Source organism: Pseudorhizobium endolithicum, from assembly GCF_902153245.2.
Lineage (GTDB): Bacteria > Pseudomonadota > Alphaproteobacteria > Rhizobiales > Rhizobiaceae > Neorhizobium > Neorhizobium endolithicum.
In genome coordinates this window covers 74402-100120 of sequence record NZ_CABFWF030000006.1, presented here as the reverse complement: position 1 = coordinate 100120, position 25719 = coordinate 74402, and the positions used below count along the sequence as shown (strand labels likewise).

Annotated in this window: 29 protein-coding genes; 16 read left to right on the top strand and 13 right to left on the bottom strand. The window is 65.2% G+C overall.

The features are described from left to right. The first annotated feature begins 483 nt into the window (after positions 1 to 483). A complete protein-coding gene (locus tag RTCK_RS03815) occupies positions 484 to 672 on the top strand; it encodes a hypothetical protein (protein WP_235988536.1) in 189 nt (62 codons plus the stop codon). A gap of 33 nt (positions 673 to 705) precedes the next feature. Here the strand turns inward: RTCK_RS03815 and RTCK_RS03810 are convergent, their stop codons facing one another. The 3 genes from RTCK_RS03810 to RTCK_RS03800 form a co-directional block, all read right to left on the bottom strand. Continuing rightward, the gene (locus RTCK_RS03810; protein ID WP_142591731.1) at positions 706 to 1269 is read right to left on the bottom strand and encodes a DUF1254 domain-containing protein; all 564 of its coding nucleotides are present in this window, start codon (positions 1267 to 1269) and stop codon (positions 706 to 708) included. Next, positions 1262 to 1849 carry a DUF1214 domain-containing protein gene (locus RTCK_RS03805; protein ID WP_142521373.1) on the bottom strand — a complete coding sequence of 196 codons (588 nt, stop codon included), beginning with the start codon at positions 1847 to 1849 and terminating at the stop codon, positions 1262 to 1264. The genes RTCK_RS03810 and RTCK_RS03805 overlap by 8 nt, the downstream gene beginning before the upstream one ends. A gap of 84 nt (positions 1850 to 1933) precedes the next feature. After that, the gene (locus RTCK_RS03800; protein WP_142591729.1) at positions 1934 to 4165 is read right to left on the bottom strand and encodes a transglycosylase domain-containing protein; all 2232 of its coding nucleotides are present in this window, start codon (positions 4163 to 4165) and stop codon (positions 1934 to 1936) included. 147 nt (positions 4166 to 4312) lie between these two features. On the opposite strand from RTCK_RS03800, the gene RTCK_RS03795 reads away from it, so the two are divergent. Then, a complete protein-coding gene (locus RTCK_RS03795; protein WP_142521371.1) occupies positions 4313 to 4792 on the top strand; it encodes a YcgN family cysteine cluster protein in 480 nt (159 codons plus the stop codon). Between the two features lie 89 nt (positions 4793 to 4881). Here the strand turns inward: RTCK_RS03795 and RTCK_RS03790 are convergent, their stop codons facing one another. Then, positions 4882 to 6048, bottom strand: coding sequence for an acyl-CoA dehydrogenase family protein (locus tag RTCK_RS03790; RefSeq protein WP_142591727.1), 1167 nt, complete (start codon positions 6046 to 6048; stop codon positions 4882 to 4884). A gap of 176 nt (positions 6049 to 6224) precedes the next feature. Here RTCK_RS03790 and RTCK_RS03785 point away from each other — a divergent pair, with 176 nt between their 5' ends. From RTCK_RS03785 to RTCK_RS03770, 4 genes are all read left to right on the top strand, one after another. Continuing rightward, a complete protein-coding gene (locus RTCK_RS03785; protein ID WP_142591726.1) occupies positions 6225 to 6917 on the top strand; it encodes a winged helix-turn-helix transcriptional regulator in 693 nt (230 codons plus the stop codon). 317 nt (positions 6918 to 7234) lie between these two features. Next, positions 7235 to 9637, top strand: a complete 2403-nt coding sequence (locus RTCK_RS03780) for a heavy metal translocating P-type ATPase (RefSeq protein WP_142591724.1) — start codon at positions 7235 to 7237, stop codon at positions 9635 to 9637. Further along, the gene (gene cueR, locus RTCK_RS03775; protein WP_142591722.1) at positions 9634 to 10059 is read left to right on the top strand and encodes a Cu(I)-responsive transcriptional regulator; all 426 of its coding nucleotides are present in this window, start codon (positions 9634 to 9636) and stop codon (positions 10057 to 10059) included. Before RTCK_RS03780 ends, cueR begins: the two co-directional genes overlap by 4 nt. A 54-nt stretch (positions 10060 to 10113) precedes the next feature. Beyond that, positions 10114 to 10311 carry a heavy-metal-associated domain-containing protein gene (locus RTCK_RS03770; protein ID WP_142521367.1) on the top strand — a complete coding sequence of 66 codons (198 nt, stop codon included), beginning with the start codon at positions 10114 to 10116 and terminating at the stop codon, positions 10309 to 10311. Between the two features lie 39 nt (positions 10312 to 10350). Here the strand turns inward: RTCK_RS03770 and RTCK_RS03765 are convergent, their stop codons facing one another. Then, complete coding sequence (locus RTCK_RS03765; protein WP_142591720.1) at positions 10351 to 10611, bottom strand: DUF6455 family protein; 261 nt, start codon at positions 10609 to 10611, stop codon at positions 10351 to 10353. Between the two features lie 248 nt (positions 10612 to 10859). Between RTCK_RS03765 and RTCK_RS03760 the strand changes: the two genes are divergently transcribed. Both RTCK_RS03760 and RTCK_RS03755 read left to right on the top strand, forming a co-directional pair. Beyond that, positions 10860 to 11330, top strand: coding sequence for a carboxymuconolactone decarboxylase family protein (locus tag RTCK_RS03760; RefSeq protein ID WP_142591718.1), 471 nt, complete (start codon positions 10860 to 10862; stop codon positions 11328 to 11330). Next, positions 11330 to 12199 (top strand): sigma-70 family RNA polymerase sigma factor, encoded by an 870-nt coding sequence (locus RTCK_RS03755; protein WP_142591716.1) that lies wholly within the window; start codon positions 11330 to 11332, stop codon positions 12197 to 12199. The genes RTCK_RS03760 and RTCK_RS03755 overlap by 1 nt, the downstream gene beginning before the upstream one ends. A gap of 126 nt (positions 12200 to 12325) precedes the next feature. Here RTCK_RS03755 and RTCK_RS03750 read toward each other — a convergent pair whose 3' ends face one another. Both RTCK_RS03750 and RTCK_RS03745 read right to left on the bottom strand, forming a co-directional pair. Continuing rightward, on the bottom strand, positions 12326 to 12961 hold the full coding sequence (locus RTCK_RS03750; RefSeq protein WP_142591714.1) for an outer membrane protein: 636 nt from the start codon (positions 12959 to 12961) through the stop codon (positions 12326 to 12328). Positions 12962 to 13006: 45 nt separating this feature from the next. Then, positions 13007 to 13333, bottom strand: a complete 327-nt coding sequence (locus RTCK_RS03745) for a hypothetical protein (RefSeq protein ID WP_142591712.1) — start codon at positions 13331 to 13333, stop codon at positions 13007 to 13009. Here RTCK_RS03745 and RTCK_RS03740 point away from each other — a divergent pair. Further along, complete coding sequence (locus RTCK_RS03740; RefSeq protein WP_142591710.1) at positions 13317 to 14780, top strand: protein adenylyltransferase SelO; 1464 nt, start codon at positions 13317 to 13319, stop codon at positions 14778 to 14780. The two genes, RTCK_RS03745 and RTCK_RS03740, sit on opposite strands and share 17 nt — an antisense overlap. A gap of 15 nt (positions 14781 to 14795) precedes the next feature. Here RTCK_RS03740 and RTCK_RS03735 read toward each other — a convergent pair whose 3' ends face one another. Continuing rightward, positions 14796 to 16124: a solute carrier family 23 protein gene (locus RTCK_RS03735; protein ID WP_142591708.1), complete on the bottom strand. Its 1329-nt coding sequence runs from the start codon at positions 16122 to 16124 to the stop codon at positions 14796 to 14798. A gap of 280 nt (positions 16125 to 16404) precedes the next feature. Between RTCK_RS03735 and RTCK_RS03730 the strand changes: the two genes are divergently transcribed. The 4 genes from RTCK_RS03730 to RTCK_RS03715 all read left to right on the top strand — a co-directional run bounded on the left by RTCK_RS03730 (position 16405) and on the right by RTCK_RS03715 (position 18190). Next, entirely contained in the window at positions 16405 to 16878 is a 474-nt protein-coding gene (locus tag RTCK_RS03730) for a VOC family protein (protein WP_142591706.1), read from the top strand. Positions 16879 to 16883: 5 nt separating this feature from the next. Then, positions 16884 to 17105 (top strand): DUF4287 domain-containing protein, encoded by a 222-nt coding sequence (locus RTCK_RS03725; RefSeq protein WP_142521359.1) that lies wholly within the window; start codon positions 16884 to 16886, stop codon positions 17103 to 17105. 305 nt (positions 17106 to 17410) lie between these two features. Continuing rightward, on the top strand, positions 17411 to 17665 hold the full coding sequence (locus RTCK_RS03720) for a hypothetical protein (protein ID WP_142591900.1): 255 nt from the start codon (positions 17411 to 17413) through the stop codon (positions 17663 to 17665). 39 nt (positions 17666 to 17704) lie between these two features. Beyond that, positions 17705 to 18190, top strand: a complete 486-nt coding sequence (locus tag RTCK_RS03715) for a DUF421 domain-containing protein (protein WP_142591704.1) — start codon at positions 17705 to 17707, stop codon at positions 18188 to 18190. Between the two features lie 295 nt (positions 18191 to 18485). Here RTCK_RS03715 and RTCK_RS03710 read toward each other — a convergent pair whose 3' ends face one another. Then, on the bottom strand, positions 18486 to 18749 hold the full coding sequence (locus tag RTCK_RS03710) for a hypothetical protein (RefSeq protein ID WP_142591899.1): 264 nt from the start codon (positions 18747 to 18749) through the stop codon (positions 18486 to 18488). 344 nt (positions 18750 to 19093) lie between these two features. Between RTCK_RS03710 and RTCK_RS03705 the strand changes: the two genes are divergently transcribed. Continuing rightward, the gene (locus RTCK_RS03705) at positions 19094 to 19711 is read left to right on the top strand and encodes an NUDIX hydrolase (RefSeq protein WP_185927895.1); all 618 of its coding nucleotides are present in this window, start codon (positions 19094 to 19096) and stop codon (positions 19709 to 19711) included. A gap of 37 nt (positions 19712 to 19748) precedes the next feature. Here the strand turns inward: RTCK_RS03705 and RTCK_RS03700 are convergent, their stop codons facing one another. Genes RTCK_RS03700 through RTCK_RS03690 form a run of 3 tightly spaced genes read right to left on the bottom strand, consistent with a single transcriptional unit; the run spans position 19749 to position 23545 of the window. After that, positions 19749 to 21998 carry a xanthine dehydrogenase family protein molybdopterin-binding subunit gene (locus RTCK_RS03700; RefSeq protein WP_142591700.1) on the bottom strand — a complete coding sequence of 750 codons (2250 nt, stop codon included), beginning with the start codon at positions 21996 to 21998 and terminating at the stop codon, positions 19749 to 19751. A 12-nt stretch (positions 21999 to 22010) separates the two neighbouring features. Then, a complete protein-coding gene (locus tag RTCK_RS03695) occupies positions 22011 to 23027 on the bottom strand; it encodes an FAD binding domain-containing protein (protein ID WP_142591698.1) in 1017 nt (338 codons plus the stop codon). After that, a complete protein-coding gene (locus RTCK_RS03690; RefSeq protein WP_142591696.1) occupies positions 23024 to 23545 on the bottom strand; it encodes a (2Fe-2S)-binding protein in 522 nt (173 codons plus the stop codon). Before RTCK_RS03690 ends, RTCK_RS03695 begins: the two co-directional genes overlap by 4 nt. A 267-nt stretch (positions 23546 to 23812) precedes the next feature. On the opposite strand from RTCK_RS03690, the gene RTCK_RS03685 reads away from it, so the two are divergent. Together RTCK_RS03685 and RTCK_RS03680 are read left to right on the top strand one after the other, a co-directional pair. Continuing rightward, positions 23813 to 24049, top strand: coding sequence for a DUF2798 domain-containing protein (locus RTCK_RS03685; RefSeq protein WP_142591694.1), 237 nt, complete (start codon positions 23813 to 23815; stop codon positions 24047 to 24049). 128 nt (positions 24050 to 24177) lie between these two features. Further along, on the top strand, positions 24178 to 24423 hold the full coding sequence (locus RTCK_RS03680; RefSeq protein ID WP_142521352.1) for a hypothetical protein: 246 nt from the start codon (positions 24178 to 24180) through the stop codon (positions 24421 to 24423). 16 nt (positions 24424 to 24439) lie between these two features. Here the strand turns inward: RTCK_RS03680 and glsA are convergent, their stop codons facing one another. Next, positions 24440 to 25420 (bottom strand): glutaminase A, encoded by a 981-nt coding sequence (glsA, locus tag RTCK_RS03675; protein ID WP_142591692.1) that lies wholly within the window; start codon positions 25418 to 25420, stop codon positions 24440 to 24442. Positions 25421 to 25719 lie beyond the last annotated feature (299 nt).

The following is a 25719-nucleotide window of genomic DNA, read 5'->3' as shown; positions in this document are numbered from 1 at the left end:
TCCGGCACGGATGACGGCCCGCCGCCGAGTGGTGCCCTCGTCCCGGCCTGGCTGTCCGTCATGGTAACAGGACGGTAACCCGCCACGGTTAATGCGCGGTGAAGATGTGCTGACCCGGGACAGGATCTCTTTCGCCGCCACAGGGCCGCTGGGTGTGAACATTTTGCAACGCTGTGCGTTTTTGAAGGGATACAGCGCCGGATTTGCCGCTCACACTTTATTAGCATTAACGAATAGTTTACCGGCGGCCGGCTGAATGGGTCCTGCTTCGGGCAGGTTCCGGAGCAGCGGAAGCCGACCCGGCGTCGGTTTTCCGCCGGCCGGTCCGGCGGGGCCGGTTTGCAAGGAACTGTCGCTGTGTCCTTCAGGGGCCGCACCGACGAGAAAGGCGCAGATGCCCGGTCAGCGGGATGCGCCGGCCCGCTGAAGGGCAGGGTGAGATCGAACCGTCGTTCATCCGTCTCGGACTACATGGAGACGAGCATGGCAGAAATAGTGATACTGGAAAGATGGCGCGAAGGGCAGCGCCGGCGTCCGGAGATACGCATCGGCGGCAAGGCCGGCGAGGGGGCCGGGCAGCTGCTGCTGTTCACGGGCATACGCTACGAGCGGCTGGAGCAGCTTCCGCTGCAGCGGAACCAGTTAATGGTCCTCGAGCAGAACCAGACCTGAACCGCCGCCACGGCTGGCGGCCTGGTAAAGGTTTCAGAATTGCTGGTGCGAGCGCCATTCGAACGGCGCGCAGACGGCTTGCGAGAGAAACGCGGCCGCCGCCGGCGAAAAGCTCTTCTGCGGCACCATCGTCCGCAGCACGACATAACCGTCCGCCCTTTGCGTCTCCACCAGGATCGCCTGGTTGATGGACTCCGGCAGGGCCTTGCGCAGGAGGGCGAGCTGCGCCGGCGTCGCCAGCACGACGTCGAGAATGCCGGCAGCGGCCGTGCGGTCGTTGATGCTGAAGACCTCGTTGGAGGCCGCGTCGTAGATGCCGAGCGACCAGAACGGCACGTCGCCCTGCGCGTAGATCCGGATCGGCCCCTGCGAGATGTCGTAGGCGCAGACGGCCAGTTCCATGAAAGGGTCCTCCTGCACCAGTCCGGCCCGGTCGCGCAGGTCCGGAAGCAGGTGGAATTCGTGCCGCCCGCCTTCTGCCAGCACCCGCGTATAGGCGTCCTTCTCGCTGAAATAGGGGAGCGCCAGGATGATCACGAGATGAAGCAGCGCCGCGCCGACGAGGCCGGTGATGACCGCGAACAGCACCTTAAGCATCGCGGCATCCGGTGTTCGTGATGGAGGGCATCGACAGGTCGATCAGGCCCGAACTGCCGGCGGCCGGGGTATCGAGGAGCGTCAGCCGCAGCCGGAACCGTCCGTCCTCGTTGACCGAGAGCCAGTTGCCCGGCTGGGCGAAGCGCGACACCACGATGTCGAAGGTACCGTCGGCGCGGCGCAGGATGGTGCGTGAATTCACTGCGACCGGAAGTCCGTCGCGCTCCGCCTTGCGGGCGGCAGCCGTCCGGTCCGTGTGAAGCGTCCACAGCCTTGCCGGGGGCGTATGGCCGGAAATGCGATAGGAGCAGTCCGCATCGAGTGCGGCTCCGGCATCGTCGACATTGGCCGTAAATCGAAGTCCCTCGGCGCTGGCATAGAGAAGCGCCCCGGCGCTTGCCCGGTGCGACTTCGCATAGGGATCGGCATCGGCCGTCTGCGCATTGGGAAACGCCTCCCAGGCGCCGAGCCGGATGGCTCCGAAACCGGCGGTGGCCTCGAGCGCCCACAGCGTCGACCAGATGCCGCCTCCGAAGGCGATCGCCAGCGCTATGGCGACGAGGAATGGGACACGAAACACGGAAAGGCTGCCCTCAAGGATTGCGTTCGAGGGTTACCACTGATTCCCCCCGGAAGGAAAGGCAAGCGCTAGGCACCGCATCGTTCAGTGTGCCGGTTCAGGGGCGGTGACAGGAACAAGCCCCACCGATCCCGTCACCGTCGCATCCGCCACCTTGGCGGTCGCGGGTGCAAGCGGGGCGGCCGTCTTCAACTGGTCGGCGATCTTGCGCAGAACGCGGGTGGAAGCCGCCGACAGGGAGCGGGGCCGCACCATCGGCGGCAGCGCCTCCTCGCCCTCGGGCTTCTCCGCGACCACCTGTTCCTTTTTCTCTTCCCGTTCGGGGAAGGGGTTTTCGATGCCCGGGATCGGCTTCAGCTCGATGCCCTGGTGGGCGTAGTCCATCAGCTTCTTGAAGGTCATTGCCGGCAGCGAGCCGCCCGTCATGTTGTTCATGGGCGTGTAGTCGTCATTGCCGAACCAGACGGCGGTCGTGTAGTTGCCGGTAAAGCCGACGAACCAGGCGTCGCGATAGCTCTGCGACGTTCCCGTCTTGCCGCCGGTGAGCACGCCGTCGATCGCCGCGCGCCGCGCGGTGCCGTTGTAGGGGATGTTGGTGAGGATGCGGTTCATCGACGACATCGCCTGCTCCGAGAGCACGCGCCGTGGCGGCGGTTCGTCGCGCTGGACGTCGTAGAGCACCTCGCCGCCATAGCCCATCACCTGGGCGATGCCGTGGCGGCGCGACTGCAGCCCGCCGGCAGGCATTACCGCATAGGCCGTCGCCTGGTCCAGCACGGTTACCTCGGAGGTGCCGAGCGGAATGGTCTTGTCCGTCCGCAGCGGCGTCTCGACGCCCATCTCCTTGGCGAGCTGGGCGATCCGCTCGGTGCCGAGTTCGTCCTTCGCCAGGCGCACCGGCACCGTATTGTAGGATTGCGACATCGCCGTCATCAGCGTGACCTTGCCCTTGTAGGAGCGGCCGTAGTTCTGCGGCGACCAGCCGCGCCATGTGACCGGTGCGTCCGAGACGACCGATTCCGGCGTGAACCCCTTCTCCATCGCGGCGGCATAGGTGTAGAGCTTGAACGAGGAGCCCGGCTGCCGCAGCGCCCGGCTGGCGCGGTTGAACTGGCTTTCGCCGTAGTCTCGGCCGCCGACCATGGCGCGCACGGCGCCGCCGTTCTCGATCATCACCAGCGCGCCCTGCTTGGCGCGGTAGCTCTCGCCGTATTCGCGCAGGCTGGATTCCATCGCCGCTTCCGCAGCCTGCTGCAGGCCCATGTCGATCGTGGTGCGCACCACCATGGAGCGCTCCCTGATCTTGCCGGCCTTGGCGAGCCGCTGCACCTCGTCGAAGGCCCAGTCCAGGAAATAGTCGGGCGCCTTGACCTCGGCGCGGTCGATGACGGTGGCGGGATTGCGCCTCGCGCCGATCACCTGTCCCTCGGTCATCAGCCCGCCCTGCACGAGATTGGTCAGCACCTCGTTGGCACGCGCGCGCGCCGCCGGCAGGTTGACGTGCGGCGCGTATTTCGCCGGTGCCTTGAAGAGGCCCGCCAGCATCGCGCTCTCGGCGAGGTTCACCTCGGTGATGTTCTTGCCGAAATAGAACTGCGCCGCCGCCGCCGCGCCGAAGGTGCCGCCGCCCATGTAGGCGCGGTCGAGATAGTAGGCGAGGATTTCCTTCTTCGAAAGATTGGCCTCCAGCCACAGCGCCAGGAAGGCTTCCTTGATCTTGCGCTCGATCGACCGCTCGTTGGAAAGGAAGAGGTTCTTGGCGAGCTGCTGGGTGAGTGTCGAGCCGCCCTGGACGACGCCGCCGGCCTTGGCGTTCTCGTTCATGGCGCGCGCCAGCCCCAGGAAGTCGATGCCGAAATGGTCGAAGAAGCGCCGGTCTTCCGTCGCCAGCACCGCCTTGATCAGGTGGTCCGGCAACTCGTCCACCGGCACGGAATCCTCGTGGATGATGCCGCGATGGCCGATCGTGTTGCCGTAGCGGTCGAGGAAGGTGACGGCGAAATCGCCACGATTGCGCCAATCTTCCTTGGTTTCTTCGAAGGCGGGCATGGCAAGCGCGAGAAGTACGACGGCGCCGGCGGTGCCGAGCGTCATGGCTTCGCCGGCAAGCTCGAAGACGGCCTTCTTCCAGCCCCGGACGCGGAACCGGCGGGAAAAGATGGTGATCTCTTCCCAGATTTCGCCGAGCCGGAAGCCGAGGTTCCAGACGGTGGAATCGATCCAGGAGTCGATGCGCAGCAGCAGGTGGCGCTTCCTGCGCGGCTGCTTTTGGCTCGTTTTCGGATCGTCCTGCACCTTGCGTCCCCCGATCGTCATGCCGGTCGCTTGACGCCGCCGTCATGAGCGGCCAGAGCTGCAGGCATAGGTAATCAGCAATAGCTGATGAAGTGTTGAAATGCGATGACAGAATCGCAACAGGCAAAAGCCGCGGATCGCCTTCTTGTTCCCGGCACGGATTTGTGAATGAGCGAACTGCCCTTCTGGAAAACCAAGACGCTGGAGGAGATGGACCAGCGCGAATGGGAAAGCCTTTGCGACGGCTGCGGCCTCTGCTGCCTCAACAAGCTGGAGGACTGGGATACCGGCGACGTCGTCTTCACCTCCGTCCGCTGCCGGCTGATGGACGGCCATACCTGTCGCTGCACCGATTACGACAACCGGCAGGCGACGGTGCCGGAATGCATCCAGCTCACCCCGGCGGCGGTCGACGAGATCGCCTGGCTCCCGCCCACCTGCGGCTATCGCCTCCTGCGCGAGGGCCGCGACCTCTACTGGTGGCACCCGCTCCTCTCGGGCGATCCGGAGACGGTCCACCAGGCCGGCATCTCAGCCCGCGGCCACGAGACGGTCTGCGAGACGGACGTCCCGGTCGAGGATTTCGAAGACTATGTGGTGGATTGGCCGTGGAAGGTGGGTGAGGGGTCGGAGAAGGTCCCCGGCTGACGGTGGAACGGAAGGTCCGCGAGCCATTTGCGGCCCGCGGATCCTCCTGCGACCAGGGCCGCGCTCGCGCGGCCCGGATGCGTGACCGCCTAGAAGATGTTGGCCACCGGCTGCCCGAGCGCCATCGCGCCGGCATAGCGTGCTTGAGGACCCGCCTGCAGCGGATGGAAGCGGGCTCCCTGGATGTCGCGGAAGCGCCGCTCCAGGCCGTTCGCCCGGTAGAAGGACGCACCCCCGGCGAGCTCCATCGCAAGCTCCGTCGCCTCGATGGCGTGACGCGCGACGAGAGAGCGGCCGATCATCACCTCGTTGACGCTCTCGGCGGAGGGGCTGTTGCGCATGGCGACCTCCACCATCCAGCGGTGCGCCAGCTGCGCGGCGCGAAGCGCGGTATCCATGCGGCCGGCGATGTTCGTCGCATCCTCCGATGGCTGCTTCTTCCGCGCCGTCGTGATCGCGATCTCGCGTGCGCTCTCGGCAACGCCGAGGTAGACGGCATAGATCAGCGGAAACGCCAGCGTGCTGATGATCTGGAATACCGGGTGCCATTCGCCGCTCCTGCGCGAGAAGGCGACGTTCGCGTCGGGAATGAACAGGTTGTCGAGCACCACGTCGTTGGAGCCGGTCCCCCTCATGCCGAGCGTATGCCAGGTGTTCTCGATCCTGACTTCGGGCGCTGCCATCGGCACGCCGAAATGGATGACCGACCGGGTGCCGTCGGCCCCGTCGTGGATCGCGCCGGTCATCAGGATGTTCCCGGCCTCCGCGCCGGAGGTGAAGGCCTTGCGGGCCGATATCCGGTAGCCGCCTTCGACCTTCTCCGCCTTGCCGGAGCCGCCGATCCAGTCGGAGCCGCCGCTGGAAAGCAGCACCAGCCGTTCTGCCGCCACGCGTTTCAGCAGCGGCTCGACTGCGCTCACGTTCTGGTGGCGCCATCTCCAGGCGGGAATTGCCACCTGATGGGTATGCATGGCGAAGGCAAGCGCGGTGGAACCGCAGGCATGGGCAAGGATGCGAAGCATCTCCGCCAGTTCGGGCAACTCCGCGCCGCCCCCGCCCAGTTCCACCGGCACGCCTGCCTCGACGAGGCCCGCCTCCTTCAGGAGCGCATAATTTTCCCGCACGAATTCGTCGCGCTCGTCCGCTGCCGCAGCGCGCTCTCCAAGGGCAATCGACAGGCTTTTGGCGATCTCGACGATATCGGGTTTCCGGACGAACGCCTCCGGCTGCGTCGCGGTTTCTGCCAGGCTTTGCATTCCCTTTCCTCCTCTCGAAATTGAGAATGCCGGAGTGTGAGCCTGATTTCGATCGTCCTCCAGTTCAGGATCTGTACCGCCTGCATCGTTGCGGCTGCTGCCGATTGTCGGAACCGGCCTGCTGGATTATGATGGGCGCGGGCTGGGCTTCGGAAGTGTTCCGTCAAAGGTGCACCATGGAAGAGCGCGGTGGTTACGGGCAGTTCTGTCCGGTCTCGATGGCATCCGAAGTCCTGTGCTCCAGGTGGACCACGCTCGTCGTCCGCGAGCTTCTCTGCGGCTCGACACGGTTCAACGAATTGCGGCGCGGCGTGCCGAAAATGTCGCCGGCCCTGCTCTCCAAGCGGCTGAAGGAACTCGAGAAGGCCGGTGTCGTCACGGTCGACCGTTCGTCGGCGGGAATGACGGAATACCGTCTGTCCCCCTCCGGCGAGGAGCTGCGTTCCGTCATCATGGGGCTCGGAACCTGGGCGCAGCGCTGGATAGAATCCCGCCTGTCGCTGAAGAACCTCGATCCGTCCCTGCTGATGTGGGATATGCAGCGAAACCTGGGGACCGGCCACCTTCCGCCGCGCCGCTGCACGATACAGTTTCTGTATCCCGAAGTTGCGGGAGCTCAGAAACGATGGTGGCTGGTGATCGAGAACGGCAAGGCCGACCTCTGCAATTTCGATCCCGGGCATGATCTCGACCTCGTGATCCGAAGCTCGCTCCACACGATGACGGCGATCTGGATGGGCCTGACGACGGTGCGGCATGAGACGTCCGTGGGCCGGCTCGAAGTGGAAGGCGACCCGGCTCTCGCCCGCAACATGCAGGACTGGCTGGGGCTCAGCAAGTTCGCCCCGGTGCAGCGTATGGTGAGCTGACCTCCCGTTCCTAGGTCAGCTTCCGCCTCCGCTCCAGTTCCGCCTCGCTCGGCTGCTCGGATGGAAAGCCGGGCCGCCGTGCCGCAAGCCGCCGGCCGGATCCTCCTCCGGCCCGCCCGCGCCCGGAAGATGCCGTCGAGACTCGCCAATGCGCCGACAATGATCTTTCTCATCGCTCGCGCCCGTGCTGAGCGCCTGTTGCCGATCCGAGGACGCGCGCGCCTCCTCTTACGACATCCCTCACGAATTTCCCCGCGCCGCCCTTGACCTTCCCATCATGGGAAGGTCCACCTATATGCGGAACAGAGGATTCCGCCATGAACGAGACCGTCAGAACACCGCCTTCCGTCGAACCGATCAGCATTCCCGTCGAAGGCATGACCTGCGCGTCCTGCGTGCGCCGCGTCGAAACCGCCGCGTCCCGGGTGCCGGGTGTGGCGGCAAGCTCCGTCAACTTTGCGACGAAGAAGCTGACCGTCGAGCCCGGTGATGGCTTCTCGCCGGAGGCCCTGGCCGCGGCGATCGAGAAGATCGGCTACGAAGTGCCGGCCGGCGCGATGCAGCGGGCGCTGAATGATGCGGGCTACGGGGCGCCCGGCGCCGACCCCCATGCCAGCCACGGTGCCCAGGACCATGCACACCATGAGCATGCCGGTCAGGCGGCCGCCGACGCTCATGCAAGCCACGACCACGCCCATATGCATGGCGACGGAAAGCTGCGGCGTGACCTGATCCTCGCCTTCGTCCTCACCCTGCCGCTCTTCGTGCTGGAGATGGGCAGCCACGTCTATGAGCCGATGCACCACTGGCTGATGGGCGCCGTGGAGACGCAGACGCTCCACTATGCCTATTTCGTCCTCGCCACTGCGGTGATCTTCGGCCCCGGTCTCCGCTTCCTGAAGAGCGGCCTGCCGGCGCTGTTCCGCGGCGCGCCGGAAATGAACTCGCTGGTCGCCGTCGGCGTGCTGGCCGCCTACGGCTACTCGCTGGTCGCGACCTTCGCGCCCGGCCTGCTGCCGGAAAACGCCCGCTACGTCTATTACGAGGCGGCGACCGTCATCGTCACCCTCATCCTCTTCGGCCGGCTGCTCGAAGCCCGTGCCAGCGGCCGCGCCAGCCGGGCGATCGAGAAGCTCGCCGGCCTGCAGGCCAGGACCGCCCGCGTCGAGCGCGACGGCCGCGCCGTCGACGTCCCGACCGAGGAGGTCGTCGTCGGCGATATGGTCGTCATCCGGCCGGGCGAGCGCGTTCCGGTCGACGGCATCGTGATCGACGGCGCCTCGCATGTGGATGAATCGATGATCTCCGGCGAGCCCGTACCGGTCGAGAAGGGCGAGGGCGCCACCGTCATCGGCGGCACCATCAACAAGACCGGCTCCTTCCGCTTCCGCGCCGAAAAGGTCGGCCGCGATACCATGCTGGCGCAGATCATCCGCATGGTGGAGCAGGCGCAGGGGGCCAAGCTGCCGATCCAGACGCTGGTGGACAAGGTGACCGCCTGGTTCGTGCCGGCCGTCATCGCGCTCGCCGTCGTCACCTTCCTCGCCTGGCTCGTCTTCGGCCCGTCGCTCAGCCATGCGGTGGTCGCCGCCGTCGCGGTGCTCATCATCGCCTGCCCCTGCGCCATGGGGCTTGCCGTGCCGATGTCGATCATGGTCGGCTCCGGCCGCGCCGCCGAACTCGGCGTCCTCTTCCGCAAGGGCGATGCGCTGCAGGAATTGCGTTCGGTCGACATGGTCGTCTTTGACAAGACCGGCACGATCACCAAGGGCAAGCCGGAGCTGACGGATCTCGTCACGGCGCAAGGTTTTGACGAAAATGAAGTGTTGGCTCTGGTCGCCTCCGTGGAGGCGCTCTCCGAGCATCCGACGGCCGATGCCATCGTCCGCGCCGCCGAGGCAAAGGGCATTGCCCTTCGCCCTGCCACGGATTTCCGGGCCACGGCCGGCTACGGCATCGAGGCGAGGGTCGGCGAGCATTCGGTCGCCGTCGGGTCGGACCGCCTGATGCGGAAGCTCGGCCTCGACGTCTCCGCCTTCGCCGCCGATACCGACCGGCTGGCGGAAGATGCCAAGTCGCCCGTCTATGCCGCCATCGACAGCCGGCTCGCTGCGGTCATCGCCGTGGCCGACGAACTGAAGCCGCATAGCGTGGACGCGATCCGCGCCCTGCACGACCTCGGGCTCGAGGTCGCCATCGTCAGCGGCGACCGCAGGCGGACGGCGGAAGCCATTGCCCGCCGCGTCGGCATCGGCCGCGTGCTGGCCGAGGTTCTGCCGGAGGGCAAGGTCGAGGCGATCCGGGCACTGCGGGGCGAAGGGGAAAGATCGGCACGCAGCCGCAAGCTCGCCTTCGTCGGCGACGGCATCAACGATGCGCCGGCGCTCGCCGAGGCCGATGTCGGGGTCGCCGTCGGCACCGGCACGGATGTGGCGATCGAAAGCGCCGACGTGGTTCTCTCGGGCGGTTCGCTCGCCGGCGTGGCGGATGCGATCGCCGTCAGCCGGGGCACGATCCGCAACATCAAGGAGAACCTGTTCTGGGCCTTCGGTTATAACGTGGCGTTGATCCCGGTCGCGGCCGGCGTGCTCTATCCGGCCTTCGGCATCCAGCTCTCGCCGATGATCGGCGCCGGCGCCATGGCCTTTTCCAGCGTCTTCGTCGTCGCCAACGCACTGCGGCTGAAGACGGTGAGGGTGAAGCGGGAGGGCGCGCGATGAACATCGGCCAGGCATCGGAGGCGTCGGGCGTCTCCTCCAAGATGATCCGCTACTATGAAGAGATCGGCCTCATCCGTCCGATGGGCCGCACCGGCAACAACTACCGCGTCTATGGCGAGGAAGAGGTGCACGTCCTCCGCTTCATCAAGCGCGCCCGCAATCTCGGCTTCTCGCTGGAGGAAACCGAGACGCTGCTGAAGCTGTGGCGGGACAAGGATCGCACCAGCGCCGCCGTCAAGGAGGTGGCCGAGGTCCATATCGCCGACCTGGAGCGGCGCATCGCCGAGATACAGGGCATGGTGAAGACGCTGAAGCACCTTTCCCATTGCTGCAGCGGCGACCACCGGCCGAACTGCCCGATCCTCAATGATCTGGCCGGCGCCGCGGCACCGGCCCCCGTGCGCCCCGGCAAAAGCGCTTGACCTTCCCGCCATGGGAAAGGCGCAGAAACGAGCGACAACAAAAGGAGACTGCCCATGACCACCACCTTCACCGTCCCGGACATGACCTGCGGCCATTGCGAAAAGAGCGTCCGCTCCGCCCTCGGCGAGGCGCTGCCCGGTGCCGCCGTCACCGTCGACTTGTCGTCCAGGCGGGTGACCGTGGAAGGCGATGCGGCCAAGGCCGAGGACGCCATCCGCGAGGCGGGCTATACGCCGGAGAGGGCGGCCTGACGAGCGGATGCCTGTCGCGCCTCGGGCGCGACGGGCATGCTAGCTGTGGGCGCTGAAGAATTCCCGATTGCCGCAGAATTCCGGCCCTGCCGGCGGCGTGCGGCCGGCACCGGCGGAGAGCCATTCCTCGCAGGCGGCGCTGTAACGGCAGAAGATGCAGGATCTGACGGCATGCGCCATGGTCAGCCCCAGTTGCTCCTGTCCGGCCAGTTCCTGGTCCACGCCGAGCCGCTCCATCATCATGCTCATCAGATGCGACTGGCGCTCAAGCCGCAACCCGATCCGCTGCACCAAACCCATGCCTGCCTCCCATTGCCGAAAGATCCTCCATTTCCACTCTAGCGGATCCGCCCGCAACGGCGGTTGATCCGGAGCAAGCATCCGCCGCTTTCCTGCCGTTGAGCCGATCAGGTTCCCTGGCGCGGGAACGCGGGCGGCGGCTTCCCGCCGGAGCGCCGCTGGCCTTCCAGACGAAAAAATCCGGGGTCATGTCACACCGGCAGATCCTGCCTCGTCTTTGTGTCGTAACCCCAACAGAGGATATGACCATGACACCGAGACTTGATCCCTTCGCCGCATCTCCCGCCCTTATGAAAAAGTGGATGGGCGTGTCCATGGATGCTGCGGCGAGCCTGGAATGGAATATCATTGAACTGGTGAAGATCCGCTCCTCGCAGATCAACGGCTGCGCCAACTGCATCAACATGCACACGGCCGAGGCCCGCGCCAAGGGCGAGACCGAACAGCGCATCTATCTGCTCTCGGCCTGGCGCGAGGCGCCGTGCTATACCGAGCGCGAGCGCGCAGCGCTGGGCTGGACCGAGGCGCTGACGCGGCTTTCGGAAGGCCATGCGCTGGAGCCGGCCCGCCAGGCGCTGGAGGCGGAATTCACTGAGGAGGAACAGGTGAAGCTTACCCTGATGATCAACGTCATCAACGGCTGGAACCGTCTCGCCGTCGGCTTCGGCCTTTGGGTAAGCACGCCCCCAATTCCCGATGCGCAGAAGGCGGTCGCCTGATGGCAGGCCCCAGCCCCGAGGATGCTCACGAGGATGCCGCGGCAAGCTTCGCGCCGCTGCGCCCGAAGCTGCTGCGCGTCGCCTACCGCATGCTGGGCTCGGTGGCCGATGCCGAGGACGTGGTGCAGGAGGCCTTCATCCGCTGGATGAGGGCCGACCGCGTGGAGGTGCGTGAGCCCGAGGCCTTCCTGCGCCGCACCGTCACCCGGCTCTGCCTCGATCAGCTGAAATCGGCGCGGAAGAAGCGGGAGACCGATGTCGGTCCCTGGCTTCCCGATCCGGTGGTGGAGGAGGAGGAAGAGGAGGACGTGACGCTCCCGCTGATGCTTGCGCTCGAGCGGCTTTCGCCGCTGGAGCGTGCAGCCTTCCTGCTGCACGACGTCTTCGGGCTGGAGTTCGGGGAGGTCGCGGCATCGGTCGGACGCGAGCCGGCTGCGTGCCGGCAGCTTGCAGCCCGCGCCCGTGCCCATGTCAGGGAGGCGCGCACGAGGTTTCAGGTGGACCGAAAGCGCGGCCTGGAGATCGCCGAGGCTTTCTTCGCGGCTTCGCGCAGCGGCGATATGGCGACGCTCTCCGCCATGCTTTCCGCCGATGTCAGCATGCATTCCGATGGTGGTGGCAAGCGCCCTGCGGCACTCAGGCTGCTCTTCGGGATCGAGGACGTCATGAAGGTCCAGCAGTCGCTGGTGCGCTTCTTCGAGAAGGGAGGCTGGGAACTGATCCGCGTGACCATGGTCAACGGCCTGCCGGGTTTCATCACCCGCGAAGCAGATGGCGAATTGCAGACGACGGCGCTTGACATCCAGGATGGCAAGGTGACGGCGATCTACGTGATGCGCAATCCGGACAAGCTGAAGCACCTGCACTGAGGCGGCGGACCAGCCCCTGGCGGGATCGGCACATGCCCGTCGGTCATCCCCGGCTATTCCCGAACTGCCGTCCTGAAACGAAAAAGGGCCCCTTGCGGAGCCCTTTTCCAAGGATATGCGGGAGGATCAGAACTTCACACCGATGCCGACCTGAACGACGTGCTGGTCAAAGTCAGCCTCGGCGCCGGGGCCGAGATCAGCGTTGCTATAGTCGTTGTAGCGGTATTCCAGGCGGCCGAACATGTTGTCGGTGAAGGCATGGTCGATACCAGCGCCGAGGGTCCAGCCATGTGCGGTGTCACTTTCGTCGAAGCCGGGACCGGTGACTTCAACATTGGTTGCCGTCCAGCCGCCAGCTGCGTAGATCAGCGTGCGGTCCATGGCGTAACCAACACGGCCACGAACGGAGCCGGAGAAGCCGGTTTCACCTTCAAAGCCGCCACCGATGTCGTCGTCGTTCCAGTCGTAGTTGAGGTCACCCTCGATACCGGCGACGAAGCCGTTCGACATCTGCCAGTTGTAGCCGGCGAAGGCGCCGAAGCGGCCGCCGTCGAAGCTGCCGTCACCAGGAATGCCGTCGATCGAACCATCGCCCCAGCCATAGCCGCCATGCACACCCAGATACGGGCCGCTCCAGCTGAAGGCTGCCGGCATTTCGACGGCCACCGGCGCTTCCGGAATGGTTTCCACCGCATCGGCGGCAAAGGCTGAAGACGATGCAACCATTGCAACGCCAGCCGCCAGGAACAGGATTCTCTTCATGATGCTCTCCTTACTCGAATGCAGATGATCAGGTTGTAATCTATCTCACTGATAAAGCTGTAGCTGAATTACAACAGCTTTTTGTAAATGAGAAGTAACAGTATTTTGCCCCGACCGCCTGTAGTTGATGATGGCGACAAAACGAAGGGAAAGGGCCGCGGTTCCGCCGGTTTCCTCGCCCGGCTGCAAAGAAAAGCTGCTGTTGCGAATTTGCATCAGCACCGTTCCCGCAGTCCGTTGTCCGCCGCCCGCGCCAAGGAAGACATTGCAAATGGGGCGCAACCATGGCGCCGCCCGCTTGTTGGAAGGCCATGGTTTCCCATTTTCAGCGGTAACGGACCCGAAGGAGTGTTTCTTGTTCCAGTTCGACAATTCCTATGCCCGGCTGCCCGAGCGCTTCTATGCCTCGGTCTATCCCGAACCCGTGGAAGGTCCGGTGCTGCTGAAATTCAACGGGCCGCTTGCCGCGGAGCTGGGAATTGAGGCGGATGCGACCGATCCGCAGCGGCTGGCGGCGATCTTTGCCGGAAATGTCGTGCCACAGGGCGCTACCCCGCTCGCGATGGCCTATGCCGGCCACCAGTTCGGCTCCTTCGTGCCGCAGCTCGGCGACGGCCGGGCCATCCTCATCGGCGAGGTGATCGACAGAAACGGCGTCCGCCGCGACATCCAGCTCAAGGGGGCGGGGCCGACGCCCTTTTCCCGCCGTGGCGACGGACGCGCCGCACTGGGTCCGGTGCTGCGGGAATACATCCTTTCGGAATCGATGCACGCTCTCGGCATTCCGGCGACGCGGGCGCTCGCCGCCGTCGCCACCGGCGAACAGGTCTATCGCCAGACGCCGCAGCCCGGTGCCGTCTTCGTGCGCGTGGCGTCGAGCCATGTGCGTATCGGCACCTTCCAGTATTTCGCCGCCAGGCAGGATGTGGACGGCCTGAGGACTCTCGCCGACTACGTCATCGAGCGTCATTACCCGGCGCTCCGGCAGGCGGAGAAGCCCTACCTGGAACTCCTGCGCGCCGTCGCCTTCGCGCAAGGTGAGCTCGTCGCCCGCTGGCTCGGCGTCGGCTTCATCCACGGGGTGATGAATACCGACAACATGACGCTTTCCGGCGAGACCATCGATTTCGGCCCCTGCGCCTTCCTGGACGAATACGACCAGATGAAGGTCTTCTCCTCCATCGACCAGGGCGGCCGCTACGCCTATCGCAACCAGCCGGGCATTGCCCAGTGGAACATCGCCCGGCTCGCCGAATGCCTTCTGCCGCTGATCGACGGGGATCAGGACAAGGCGGTGCTCTCGGCCAACCACGTGCTGAGCGAGTTCGGCCAGCGCTTCCAGAATGCCTGGCTTTCGGTCTTCCGCCGCAAGCTCGGCCTTTCTGGCGAAGAGGAGGGCGACGGAGAACTGGTGCAGGCGCTGCTTTCCGCCATGCAGGAGGGCGAGGCCGATTTCACGCTGACCTTCCGGCGGCTCTGCGACGTTGCAGCCGGCGCGGGCGAGGAGGCCTTCCTCTCGTCCTTCAAGGAAAGGAACCAGGCAACCACCTGGCTCGAAACCTGGCGGGCTCGGCTCGAGCGAGAGAGGGGTTCGCAAGAGGAACGCTCTGCCGCCATGCGCGCCGTCAACCCGGCCATCATTCCCCGCAACCACAAGGTCGAGGAGGCTCTGGCCGCCGCCAACTACGGCGACCTCAGCTTCTTCAACCGGCTGCTTGCGGCGGTGGAACGGCCCTACGAGGACCGCCCGGAGTTTGAGGTCTACACCGTTCCCCCGAAACCGGAGGAGCGGGTGCTGCAGACCTTCTGCGGCACGTGAGCCGGGCCAGCCTGGTCAGGCTTCGGTCCTGCCGGCAGGCTTCGCCCAGCCGAGCGCATGGTAGAGCGCGATCGCGCCGATCGTCGCAGTGCCGATGCCGTCGAGCGTGAAGCCCGCGACCTCGAGCTTGAAATTGCCGGCGCCGAGCACCAGCGCCACGCCGACGGTGATGAGGTTGCGCGGCTCGGCGAAATCCACCCTGTTCTCCACCCAGATGCGGCCGGCCGTGGCGGCGATCAGGCCGAAGACGACGATCGACAGCCCGCCGAGGACGGGTCCGGGAATTGTCTGGATCAGCGCGCCGAACTTCGGCGAGAAGCCGAGCAGGATGGCGATCGCTGCGGCGACCAGGAAGACGAGGGTGGAGAAGATGCGCGTCACCGCCATGACGCCCATGTTTTCTGCATAGGTCGTCATGCCCGTGCCGCCGAAGGAGCCGGACAGCATGGTGGCGACGCCGTCGCCGATGAAGGCGCGGCCGAGATAGGGATCGAGGTTGCGCCCGGTCATGGCGCCGATCGCCTTGATGTGCCCGAGGTTTTCGGCCACCAGGATGACGACCACCGGCGCGATCAGCGTGATGGCCGGCACAGAGAAGACCGGTGCCGTGAAGCTCGGCAGCCCGAACCATGCGGCGGCCGCGACGCCGGAGAAGTCGATCGGCGCGCCCAGCCCGAAGCCGTTGGCGAGCACCAGATAGGCGATGTAGGCGAGCGCCCCGCCGATGAGGATCGGCAGGCGGCGGGTCATGCCGGGAGCATAGACCGCGATCAGGCCGACGGCGGCGACGGTGAGGATCGCCACCCAGCGCGACAACTGGCTGCCGTCCGGGCTGTCCGGGCCGGTTCCGGACGCGCTGGCGATGGCGATAGGCGCCAGCACCAGGCCGATCGCGGCGACGATCGCGCCCGTCAGCACCGGCGGCATCAGCCGTTCGATCCAGCGGTGGCCGGCCGCCATGACGATGACGCCGATCAGCGCGTAGAGCGCTCCCGCGACGATGATGCCGCCGAGCGCCACCGCGATGTTCGGATTGGGCGCGCCGGCGACCGCCGCCGTCGCCACCAGCACCGGCCCGATGAAGGCGAAGGAGGAGCCGAGATAGCTCGGCACCCGGCCGCCGACGGCGATGAAGAAGATCAGCGTCGAGATGCCCGAGAACAGGATCGAGACGTTGGGGTCGAAGCCCATCAGGATCGGCGCCAGCACCGTCGAGCCGAACATGGCGACGACGTGCTGCAGGCCGAGCACCATGGTCTGCGCGGCCGGCAGCCGCTCGTCGGGCAGGATGCGCCCCTCCGTCTTCAACCGCCACCGCGGAAAATAGCCGCTACTCTCGCCCATGCGTGATGCCCCTTGCTTGCCCGTTCCGACATTGCACCGCCGCAGGCTGCGGCCGATGCGCCGGACACGTCGTTAGCGGGTAAGGCTGGCGCTGTCATCGGGGCGCAAAGGATTACCCACAGGCGTCGAACGCAGGAGGCGGCGGCCGCCGCGGAGACGGGTCTGCGGTCCGGGGACGCAAGGATTTTTCTCGGCCGCTGTCGGCCTGCCGGCCGTCAGTTCGTCCTGGGAGCGCAATCGATCACGATGAAGCGATGCAACCCTTGGGAAGGAGATCGAAATGGCCAAGAACACGGTCTGTGTCTGGTTTGACAAGGAAGCCGAGGAGGCCGCGCGGTTCTACGCGGCGACCTTCCCGGACAGCCGGGTGGGGAAGGTGATGCGCGCACCTGCGGATTTCCCCTCCGGCAAGGCGGGCGATGTCATTCTCGTCGAGTTCACGGTGGCCGGCATTCCCTGCGTCGGGCTGAACGGCGGCCCGGCCTTCAGGCACAGCGAAGCCTTCTCCTTCCAGATCTCCACGGAGGACCAGGAGGAGACCGACCGCTACTGGAATGCCATCACCGGCAATGGCGGGCAGGAAAGCGAATGCGGCTGGTGCAAGGACCGGTGGGGCATCTCCTGGCAGATCACGCCGCGCGTGCTGACGGAAGCGCTTGCGGTCGGCGGCGGCGAAGCGAAACGCGCCTTCGAGGCGATGATGACGATGAAGAAGATCGACGTCGCCGCGATCGAGGCGGCGCGGAGGGGATGAGCGCCGTGACCAGCGAAAGGATCAAGGGCCCCGCGTCCTATTTTCCATCCATCGAGAAAAAATACGGTCAGCCCATCGCCCATTGGCAGGAGGTGGTGCGGAGGCAATATCCAGCCGGGCACATGGACCTGGTCGCCATGCTGAAGAACGAGCACGGCATGGGCCATGGCCATGCGAATGCGCTTGTGGCGCACACCTTGGCGGAGGACCGCCGAAAGGGGCCTTGAAGGGCGCCGAGGAGCCCGGTTCACGCTGCCTGCTCGGGGACGGGCGACCTGGATTTCCTTCACCGGCTGTGGTGGACTTGGCGCTCCCGCTCTGTCACAAGCCACCCGGGACGCGACTGCCGTTATCTTTAGAACGGGGTCGGGCGACCGATTGACGTCACGTTGCTGCCGCGAGATCACGCTGGCCGTCCCCTTTCGTCCCTTGCGCAGAATGCTACGAAGCTTGGCGCCTGCCATTCGCCAAGCGCGGAACCTATCGCGGCAGCCGTTGTTGAACCTCCGACCCGATGCAGGAGAAGACCATGATGCGCCTCTTGATACCCGCCCTCATCCTTGGCCTCAGCGGCTGTACCACCGGCGCAGAGCTGGAACCCGTTCCCGGCAGCATCACCTATGGCGGCCAGCCGGCCACGCGGCTGACCAAGGCGCCGGTCGGCAGCACGGTTACCCATCGCTTCCGCGACCGGTTCAGCCAGGAATGGGGCGAGCGATACATCATCCAGCCCGACCGGTCGCTGCGGCTGGTGAGCCGTTACCGGATCGAATACCCGGATGATTGAGGCCGTCGCTCAAGATCTGCGGAGGGGTGGCGAGAGACCATGGCTATCCTCATCGAGACATTCAGCCTCAGCCAGCCATTGCTCGAGATCGTGATCCGTACCAGCATCGTCTTTTTGGTGCTGGTGATGCTGATCCGGGTGGTGCCGAAACGGAACACCGGCCACATCTCGCCGAACGACATGCTCATCCTGATCGTCATCGGCACGATCGGCGCAACGTCGATCACCGCGGGTTCCTACCAAATAGGGGATCTCCTGCTGATGATCGCCCTGGTGCTGGTCTGGGGATATGTGCTCGATTTCCTCGAATACCGCGTGCCGTTCATCCGCCGGCTCATGCGCCATAAACAGACGCAACTGGTCAAGGATGGGCGGATGCTGAAGAGAAACATGCGTCGCGAGATGATCACCGAGGAGGAGCTTGTCTCGGTACTGCGCCTGTCGGGGGTGGAGGACATCTCCGAGGTCCGCGTGGCAGTACTGGAGGCGGAAGGCGATATCAGCGTGATCAAGAAGGTGGACTAGATCCCGTAGAAGCGCAGTACCTCTGCCGTCTCAAGGCTTGGGCTGACGCATGTGCACGTCTCGTAAAGGCGCACCGCGGGTTCGGAACCTCCGGCGCTCAAGAGGCGTTGTCCGGTACAACAAGAGGAGAAAGAAGATGCTCAAAGGAATCGTGCTGTGGGCCATGGGCGTGCCCATCTTCGTCATCATCCTGCTCTACATGTTCGTCTTCTAGGCGTGCCGACGCGGCAATCGCGGCGGGGCTTGCGGTTGCCGGCCCGGCCTGGGGTGGATGGCGTGGACGAGCCCCTAAAGCTCAGTGCACGGATTCGCTTTCCTCGCCTCCGAGAAACCAACGTATGCCGTCCTTCTCGGTGGTCGCCAGGAACTCCTCCCAGGCCTCCTTGTCCGTCTCGAACGTGCCTTCCCAGGTGGTGACGTCTTCCTCCTGGGAGATCACCTCCAGCGTCCAGCCGCCTTCGCTTCCGACGGCCCGGTGGATGTCGACGAGCACGGTCACGCCGTCGTCTTCGAATTCTCCTGAAAAATCAGAATATTCCAGCTTTGGCTCTTTCGCCATGGAGGATGCCGCTGCTTTCTCGAATTGAAGGTCGAGCACTCATCGCCCTTCTCGGCTGTTCCGTCAAGTATCAGCCTCCCGCGTCCCCGAGCCGGTTGAACAGCTTGTCCGGCAGGCCCATATATGAGCGCATGGGTATGAATGCGCTTGTGATGGTGACGAGGTTGGTCGGGGAAGGACGTGGTCTTTCCCGGAGCGGCTCATCGTCACCCTAACCGCATTCGCCGCTTCGGGACCCTCATTCAAAACATGCGGCTCACTCGTATCGCGCCTCCACGAGGCTGCGACTGGATTCTTGCATGTCGACTGCCATGAGACCCCCTATCATATCTTCCGGGACCGTGATGACGCCTGCGGGCGACGTTCTTCGGGCTGCGCTTCCGCCGCAGGTCGATGATCCGCGCACGGGCGGCTCGCATCGCCCGGCCCCCCTTGCGGACGGACCGCCCCTTCACGTGGCCGGAGCGTCTTCCGGCTCCTCGTTGGCGCCGGGCGGCCATCTTCTTCCGGGCGAGGTTCCGGTTCTCGAACAGTCGGGAGCCTTGCCGTGGAGAATTGGCCGATGCGGGAGCCTGCGGATCCTTCTCGTCACCTCGCGGCGGCGGGGACGCTGGATCGTGCCGAAGGGCTGGCTTGGCGACGATCCTTCTCCCCGCGCCGCGGCCGAGCGGGAGGCATACGAGGAGGCGGGCGTCATCGGCACCACGAGCGCCGCGCCGTTTGGTGAGTTTCGCTATCTGAAGAGCAGGGCAGACGGATCGCAGATGTGGTGCGACGTCTCGCTGTTCGGGCTGAAGGTTCGCGGGACGCTGCTGCAGTGGCGCGAGAAGGGCCAGCGGAGGCGGAAATGGTGCTCGCTGCCGGAAGCGACCGAACTGGTTCAGGAACCGGACCTCAAGCGGCTGCTGTCCGAGCTTTCCGCGGCGGAGATCATCGCTTCGATGAAGATGCCGGCAGAATGACGATGCCGGGTTCCCGGCGGCCGGTCACTGGGGCCAGTCACTGGGGCAATCCTTCCATGATCTTGTCTATGGTGATCGGGAAATGCCGGTGGCGGGTTCCGGTTGCGTGGAAGATGGCGTTGGCGACGGCGGCGCCCACACCGATAATGCCGATTTCGCCCAGCCCCTTGACGCCGATCGGGCTCGCCATCTTGTCCTCTTCCTCGATGAAGATGACATCGATGTCGTGGACATCGGCATGGGCGGGGACGTGATATTCGGCGAGGTTGTGGTTCATGATCCGGCCGGTCCGGTGGTCGATCATGCCTTCCTCGTGCAGCGCCATGCCAAGCCCCATGACGACGCCGCCGAGGATCTGGCTTCGCGCGGTCTTCGGATTGATGATGCGGCCGGCATCGATGGCGCTGACCACCCGCGTCACCCGCGGCACGCCGAGTTCCGCATCGATCCTGACTTCCACGAAGACGGCGCCGTGAGTGAAGCTCGTGTATTTCTTCGCCTGCTCCTGGTCCGGCGCCACCTTGCCATGGCCTTCCACCGACGACATGCCGTGGTGGCCGAGGATGTCGGCAATCGATAGCCCCATCTGGTCGTTGCGGTCGAGCACGAGGCGATTGTCGCGGATCGCCAGTTCCTCGACGGGAGCATTGCCGAAGGGATGATTGTCCATCTTCTGCGCCAGCGACAGGAGCGTCTTGCGTATTTCCATGCAGCCCGCCTGCACGGCGGAGCCGGAGGAGGCGGCAGTCCAGGAACCGCCTTCGACGGAGGTTTTCGGCAGGGTGGAATCGCCGATCAGCACGCTGACGCGGTCGGCTGGCTGGCCGAGTTCCTGGGCTGCGACCTGGGCAAGGATCGTATAGGTGCCGGTGCCGATATCGGAGGCAGCGGCCATGACGGTGATCTTGCCGTCCGGGAAAAGGCGGACCTTGGCCTCTGCCTGCGTCAGCGTCGCTTCCCACACGCCGGTGGCAACGCCCCAGCCGATCAGGTCGTTGCCGTCGCGCATCGAGCCGGGTTCGTGGCTACGCTTGTCCCAGCCGAAGCGTTCGGCGCCGACGCGGTAGCAGGTGTCGAGTTCCTTGGAGGTGATCTGCAGGTCGTCGTTCTGGTCGTAGCTGACGAAGTTTTTCCCCCTGAATTCCAGGGGGTCCATACCGACCTCATAGGCCAACTCGTCCATCGCCGATTCCAGCGCCAGGAAGGCGGTGGCGGCACCGGGTGCGCGCATGTCGCCCGGGGTCGACATGGTCGTCTTGGCGAGTTCGTAGGAGAGCTTGACGTTGTCGCACTTGTAGGTGAGGCCCGACCAGTTGACGACGTTTTCCTGGTAGTCCTCGCGCAGCGAGGTCGCTTGGATCGCGTGGTGGCGGACCGATGCCAGCGTTCCGTCGGCGTTTGCGGCAAATTGCATCCGCTGGATCGTGGCCGGCCGCCAGGTCAGGTAGAACATCTCGCTGCGGCTCATCTCCACCTTCACCGAGCGTTTCAGGTCGAGGCTCGCCATGACCGCGAAGAACAACTGGTGCTTGGGGCGCAGGCCGGAGCCGAAGGCGCCGCCGACATAGGCGTTGACGACACGCACGTTCTCCGGCTTGAGGCCGAAGACGTTGCAGACATAGTCGTGGCTGTTCTGCGAGCCTTGCGTCTTGTCGTAGACGGTGAGCGTCCCGTCCTCGTTGCGGATGGCGGTCGAGGCGAAGAGCTCCATCGGATTATGGTGCTCGCCTTGCTGCAGGTATTCGACGTCGATCTTGAAGGGGGCGGCCTCATAGGCGCCTTCGGCATCGCCACGCGGATCGGTGGGAACCATGCTGTCCTTGCGCGCTTCCGGCGGCACGTAACTTTTTGCCCGCTCCACCGTGATGTCGGTATGCGGTTCGTCTGGATGATACTCGATGCGGATCAGCTCGGCGGCGTCGCGAGCGGCCTCGAAGCTTTCGGCGACCACGAGCGCGACCGGCTGGCCGCCGAACAGGATGCGGTCGTTTTCGAGCGGCCGGAACGGGTGGCCGGGAAGCGCGACCTCGTCCTTCCACTTCTTGTCGCGCCAGGCGACCGAGGGGCGGTTCTTGTGGGTATAGACCTTGGCCACGCCCGGATAGGCTTCCGCTTCGGCAGTGTCTATCGAGGCGATGCGGCCGCTTGCGATCGTCGCCTGGGCGGCATAGCCGAAGAGCATGCCGGGAGCATGATACTCGGCGGCATAGGGGGCGGTGCCGGTGACCTTCAGGGGGCCGTCGATGCGCGGCAGCGGAAATCCGAAGACTGGCTTTTCGTTCAACATGACGGATCTCCTTCAGCGGATGCGCTTGTCGGACTGGACCTGCGGCGTGCCGGCGGCGGCCTGCTTCAGCGCCCGGACGATGGCCTTGCGGGCCATGGGGATCTTGAAGTCGTTGTCGCCCTGGCCTTCCGCGCCGGCGAGCAGCCGGTCGGCGAGTGCGGCAAAGGTCTCTTCCGTCGCCGGCTGGCCCGCGAATTCGGCTTCCGCCAGGCTGTCGCGCCAGGGCTTGTGGGCGACGCCGCCGAGCGCCACGCGGATATCGACGATCATCCCGTCCTTGACGTCGAGTGCGGCGGCGACGGAGACGAGGGCGAAGGCATAGGAGAGCCGGTCGCGCAGCTTCAGGTAGCTGTGGTGGCGGGCGAAGTGATTGCACTCCAGCCGCACCGCCGTGATGATCTCGCCCTGGCGCATGGTGTTGTCGCGCTCCGGGTGGTCGCCGGGCAGGCGGTGGAAATCGGCGAAGGGAATGTCACGGCGGCCGTCCGGCCCCTCGACTTCAACGATAGCCGCGAGGGCCGCGAGCGCCACGCACATGTCCGACGGGTGGGTAGCGATGCAGTGTTCGCTGGCACCGAGAATGGCATGGATGCGGTTGACGCCGCCAATCGCGCCGCAGCCGGAGCCGGGCTCGCGCTTGTTGCAGGGCGTGGAGGGGTCGTAGAAATAGTAGCAGCGGGTTCGCTGCAAGAGGTTTCCGCCGGTGGTGGCGGCGTTGCGGAGCTGCGGCGAGGCACCGGCAAGGATGGCGCTGGCGAGCAGAGGATAGCGCTCGGTGACCGCGGGATGATAGGCAAGCGCGGCGTTGGAGACGAGCGCGCCGATGCGCAACCCGCCATCCGGCAGTTCCTCGATCTCCTTCAGCGGCAGGCGGTTGATGTCGACGATCGCAGCCGGGCGCTCGACATCATACTTCATCAGGTCGATGAGGTTGGTGCCACCGGCCAGCACACGGGCCGTGGGGTTGGCGGCAAGAGCCGCCATGGCATCGCCGAGCGTTTCGGCACGGGTATAGGAAAAGGGCCTCATTCCGCAGCCTCCCGCATGCCGACTTTCACTTCCTGCTCCATGACGTCCTGGATGGCATCGGCAATGTTGGTATAGGCGCCGCAGCGACAGAGATTGCCGCTCATCATCTCGCGGATCTCCTCGCGGCTGCGGGCATAACCCTCCCTAAGAAGGGCGACGGCGGAACAGATCTGGCCGGGTGTGCAATAGCCGCACTGATAGGCGTCATGCTCCACGAAGGCCTTCTGCACGGGGTGCATCTCGTCTGGCGTGCCGAGGCCTTCGATGGTCGTGACGTTGGTGCCGTCGAGGGTGACGGCGAGCTTGAGGCAGGAATTGATGCGCTCGCCGTCGATCAGCACCGTACAGGCGCCGCACTGGCCATGATCGCAGCCCTTCTTCGTGCCGTTGAGCTGCATGGGGCCGCGCAGCAGGTCCAGCAGCGTGACCCATGGGTGGATTTCGAGGTCGTGGCGGTGGCCGTTGATGGTCAGCGCGACCCGCGTCTTCGGCTGCGCATGTGCCGTGGCGATATCCATGGAAAGCCCTTTCCGGAAATGGTGCCGTGCTAACGGGAGGGCTTTGCGATTGTTCCGGCGCAGGCTTGACAGACCGCAAGACGGGCGGCATTCACGGCGCGTCGAAAAGATTGCGAGGCCGGTTTGGTTATTCCGGCCCCCGCTTGAGCGGGATCCAGTCGCGGGCCGACCCGCGAACCCACGGCACCACCCTTGAACAGGGGGAGTGGTGCTTTGATGGGTGCTTCGACGCCATCATTCTCCGTTCCCCGACCCCTGGAGAATTTCATGGCCGACAAGAAAACCATCCTGATTGCGCAGTTCCTCATTTCCATGACCATGGCCTTCCTGATGACGGGCATTTTCAGCCTGCTGGAACTCGGCCTGACGCCGAAATGGCTGCAGGTCTGGATGAAGAATTTCATCACCGCCTGGCCGATCGCCTTCGTGCTGTCGATCATCGTCAGCAAGCTTGCCTTCAACGTTGCCTTCCGCATCCGGGGGCTCGGGCGCAGGGCTGCCTGAGCGCAACGGAAAACAGGAGCCGGGATCCTGCGATTCCGGCGCCTGCTTCGTTCGCAGAACTTTTCGGGGAACCTAGACTTTAGTATAATGTTTCTGCGGCATCACCCACTCGGATCCAGGTGACCGACATGCTTAGATTGAGCCAAATCGGATTTTGCGCACTGGCCTTCATCGCGCTTCAGCTTTCCATCGGCACCGGCCTTCGCGTCGGTGGCTGGACCGGCTTCTGGATGGCTGCCGTATCCATCTATCTTCTCTATCTGCTGGTGATCGACGAGCTTGCCGGCATCGACCTGAAGAAGGCGCTCACGCCTCCACCCATGCCTCGCGAGGATGAACAACGCAGGCGCCAGCGCGACCGCGATGGCTGGTAACCGATATCCTGTCGGATCAATGCCTTGCGCGACCGAAGACCGACCAATCGGTCTTCTTCGACAGGAGCTCCAAGCCTAGCGTCCCAAGCCAGCTATTGCCCATCGGATCGAGCGCCGGCGACCAGGCGGCAATAGAGGCCCGATGCGGTGCGATCGCCAGGATGCCGCCGCCGACGCCCGACTTGGCGGGCAGGCCGACGCGATAGGCGAAATCTCCCGAGCCGTCATACTGGCCGCAAAGCATCATGACGGCGAGGATGCGGCGCGCCCGGCGTGCGGCCGCCACCGTCACCTCCTCGCCGTCATCCGGATCGTCGAGCATCAGGAAGCAGCCGGCCCTGGCCAGTCCGCGGCAATCCAGCGTGATGGCGCACTGGTGGATATAGGCGTCCATCACCTTCTCCACCGGATGGTCGAGATTGCCGTAGTGGCGGGCCATGTACATCAGCGAGCGGTTGAGGTCGCCGCCCGTGCGGTCGCTTTCCATCACCGTCCTGTCGAAATCGAGCGTCCGGTCGTCGAGCAGGTTTTCGAGGAACCTGACCACGTGGCGGTTCGGCCCGGCATTGCCGCCGATGCCGACGAGGATGTCGCAGACCACCAGCGCGCCGGCATTGATGAAGGGATTGCGCGGGATGCCGCGGTCGCGCTCCAGGTCGATGATCGAGTTGAAGGGATCGCCAGATGGCTCGCGGCCCATGCGCTTCCAGAGCTTTTCGCCGACCGCCTGCAGCGCCACTTCCAGCGCAAACACCTTCGAGATCGACTGGATGGGAAAGCCGACGCCGGCATTGCCGGCCGAGACAAGCTCGCCCATGCGGGTATGGACGGCAATGCCGAACTTCTCGAAGTCGGCCTTCTTAGGCTGCGGCTTGTCGCACTCCTCCGCTTGCCTGACGGCTTTCTCATAGATGCCGGGGGCGGCCTTGCGGACATCCTCCACCACCTCCTCGAGGATCGCCTTCAGCGCCCTGGTGTCCTGCAAGGGGTTGTTCATGCCATGCCTGCCTTTCGTTTCGGGGCGGGCATTTAGGGCGGGGCTGGGGAGGGGGTAGGTCAGTGGGGGAGGCGGAGAGGAGATGGCTCCCTATAAAATCACCGTGATAGGAATTTAATCCTTGACGGCGTTACGGTCGTCTGGTAGGGTTCAGGCATAGTCGAAGATCTGTAGCCGGCCGGCAGCCGGGTTGCAGGCCTTCCAGTCAAAGCTGGCCCGGCCCCCTGCGCCGGGCCTTTTTTCGTTCTGACGCCGGATGCCTCTGTCGCCGGAGCCTTTTTCAGGCTCGCCGGGCGCCG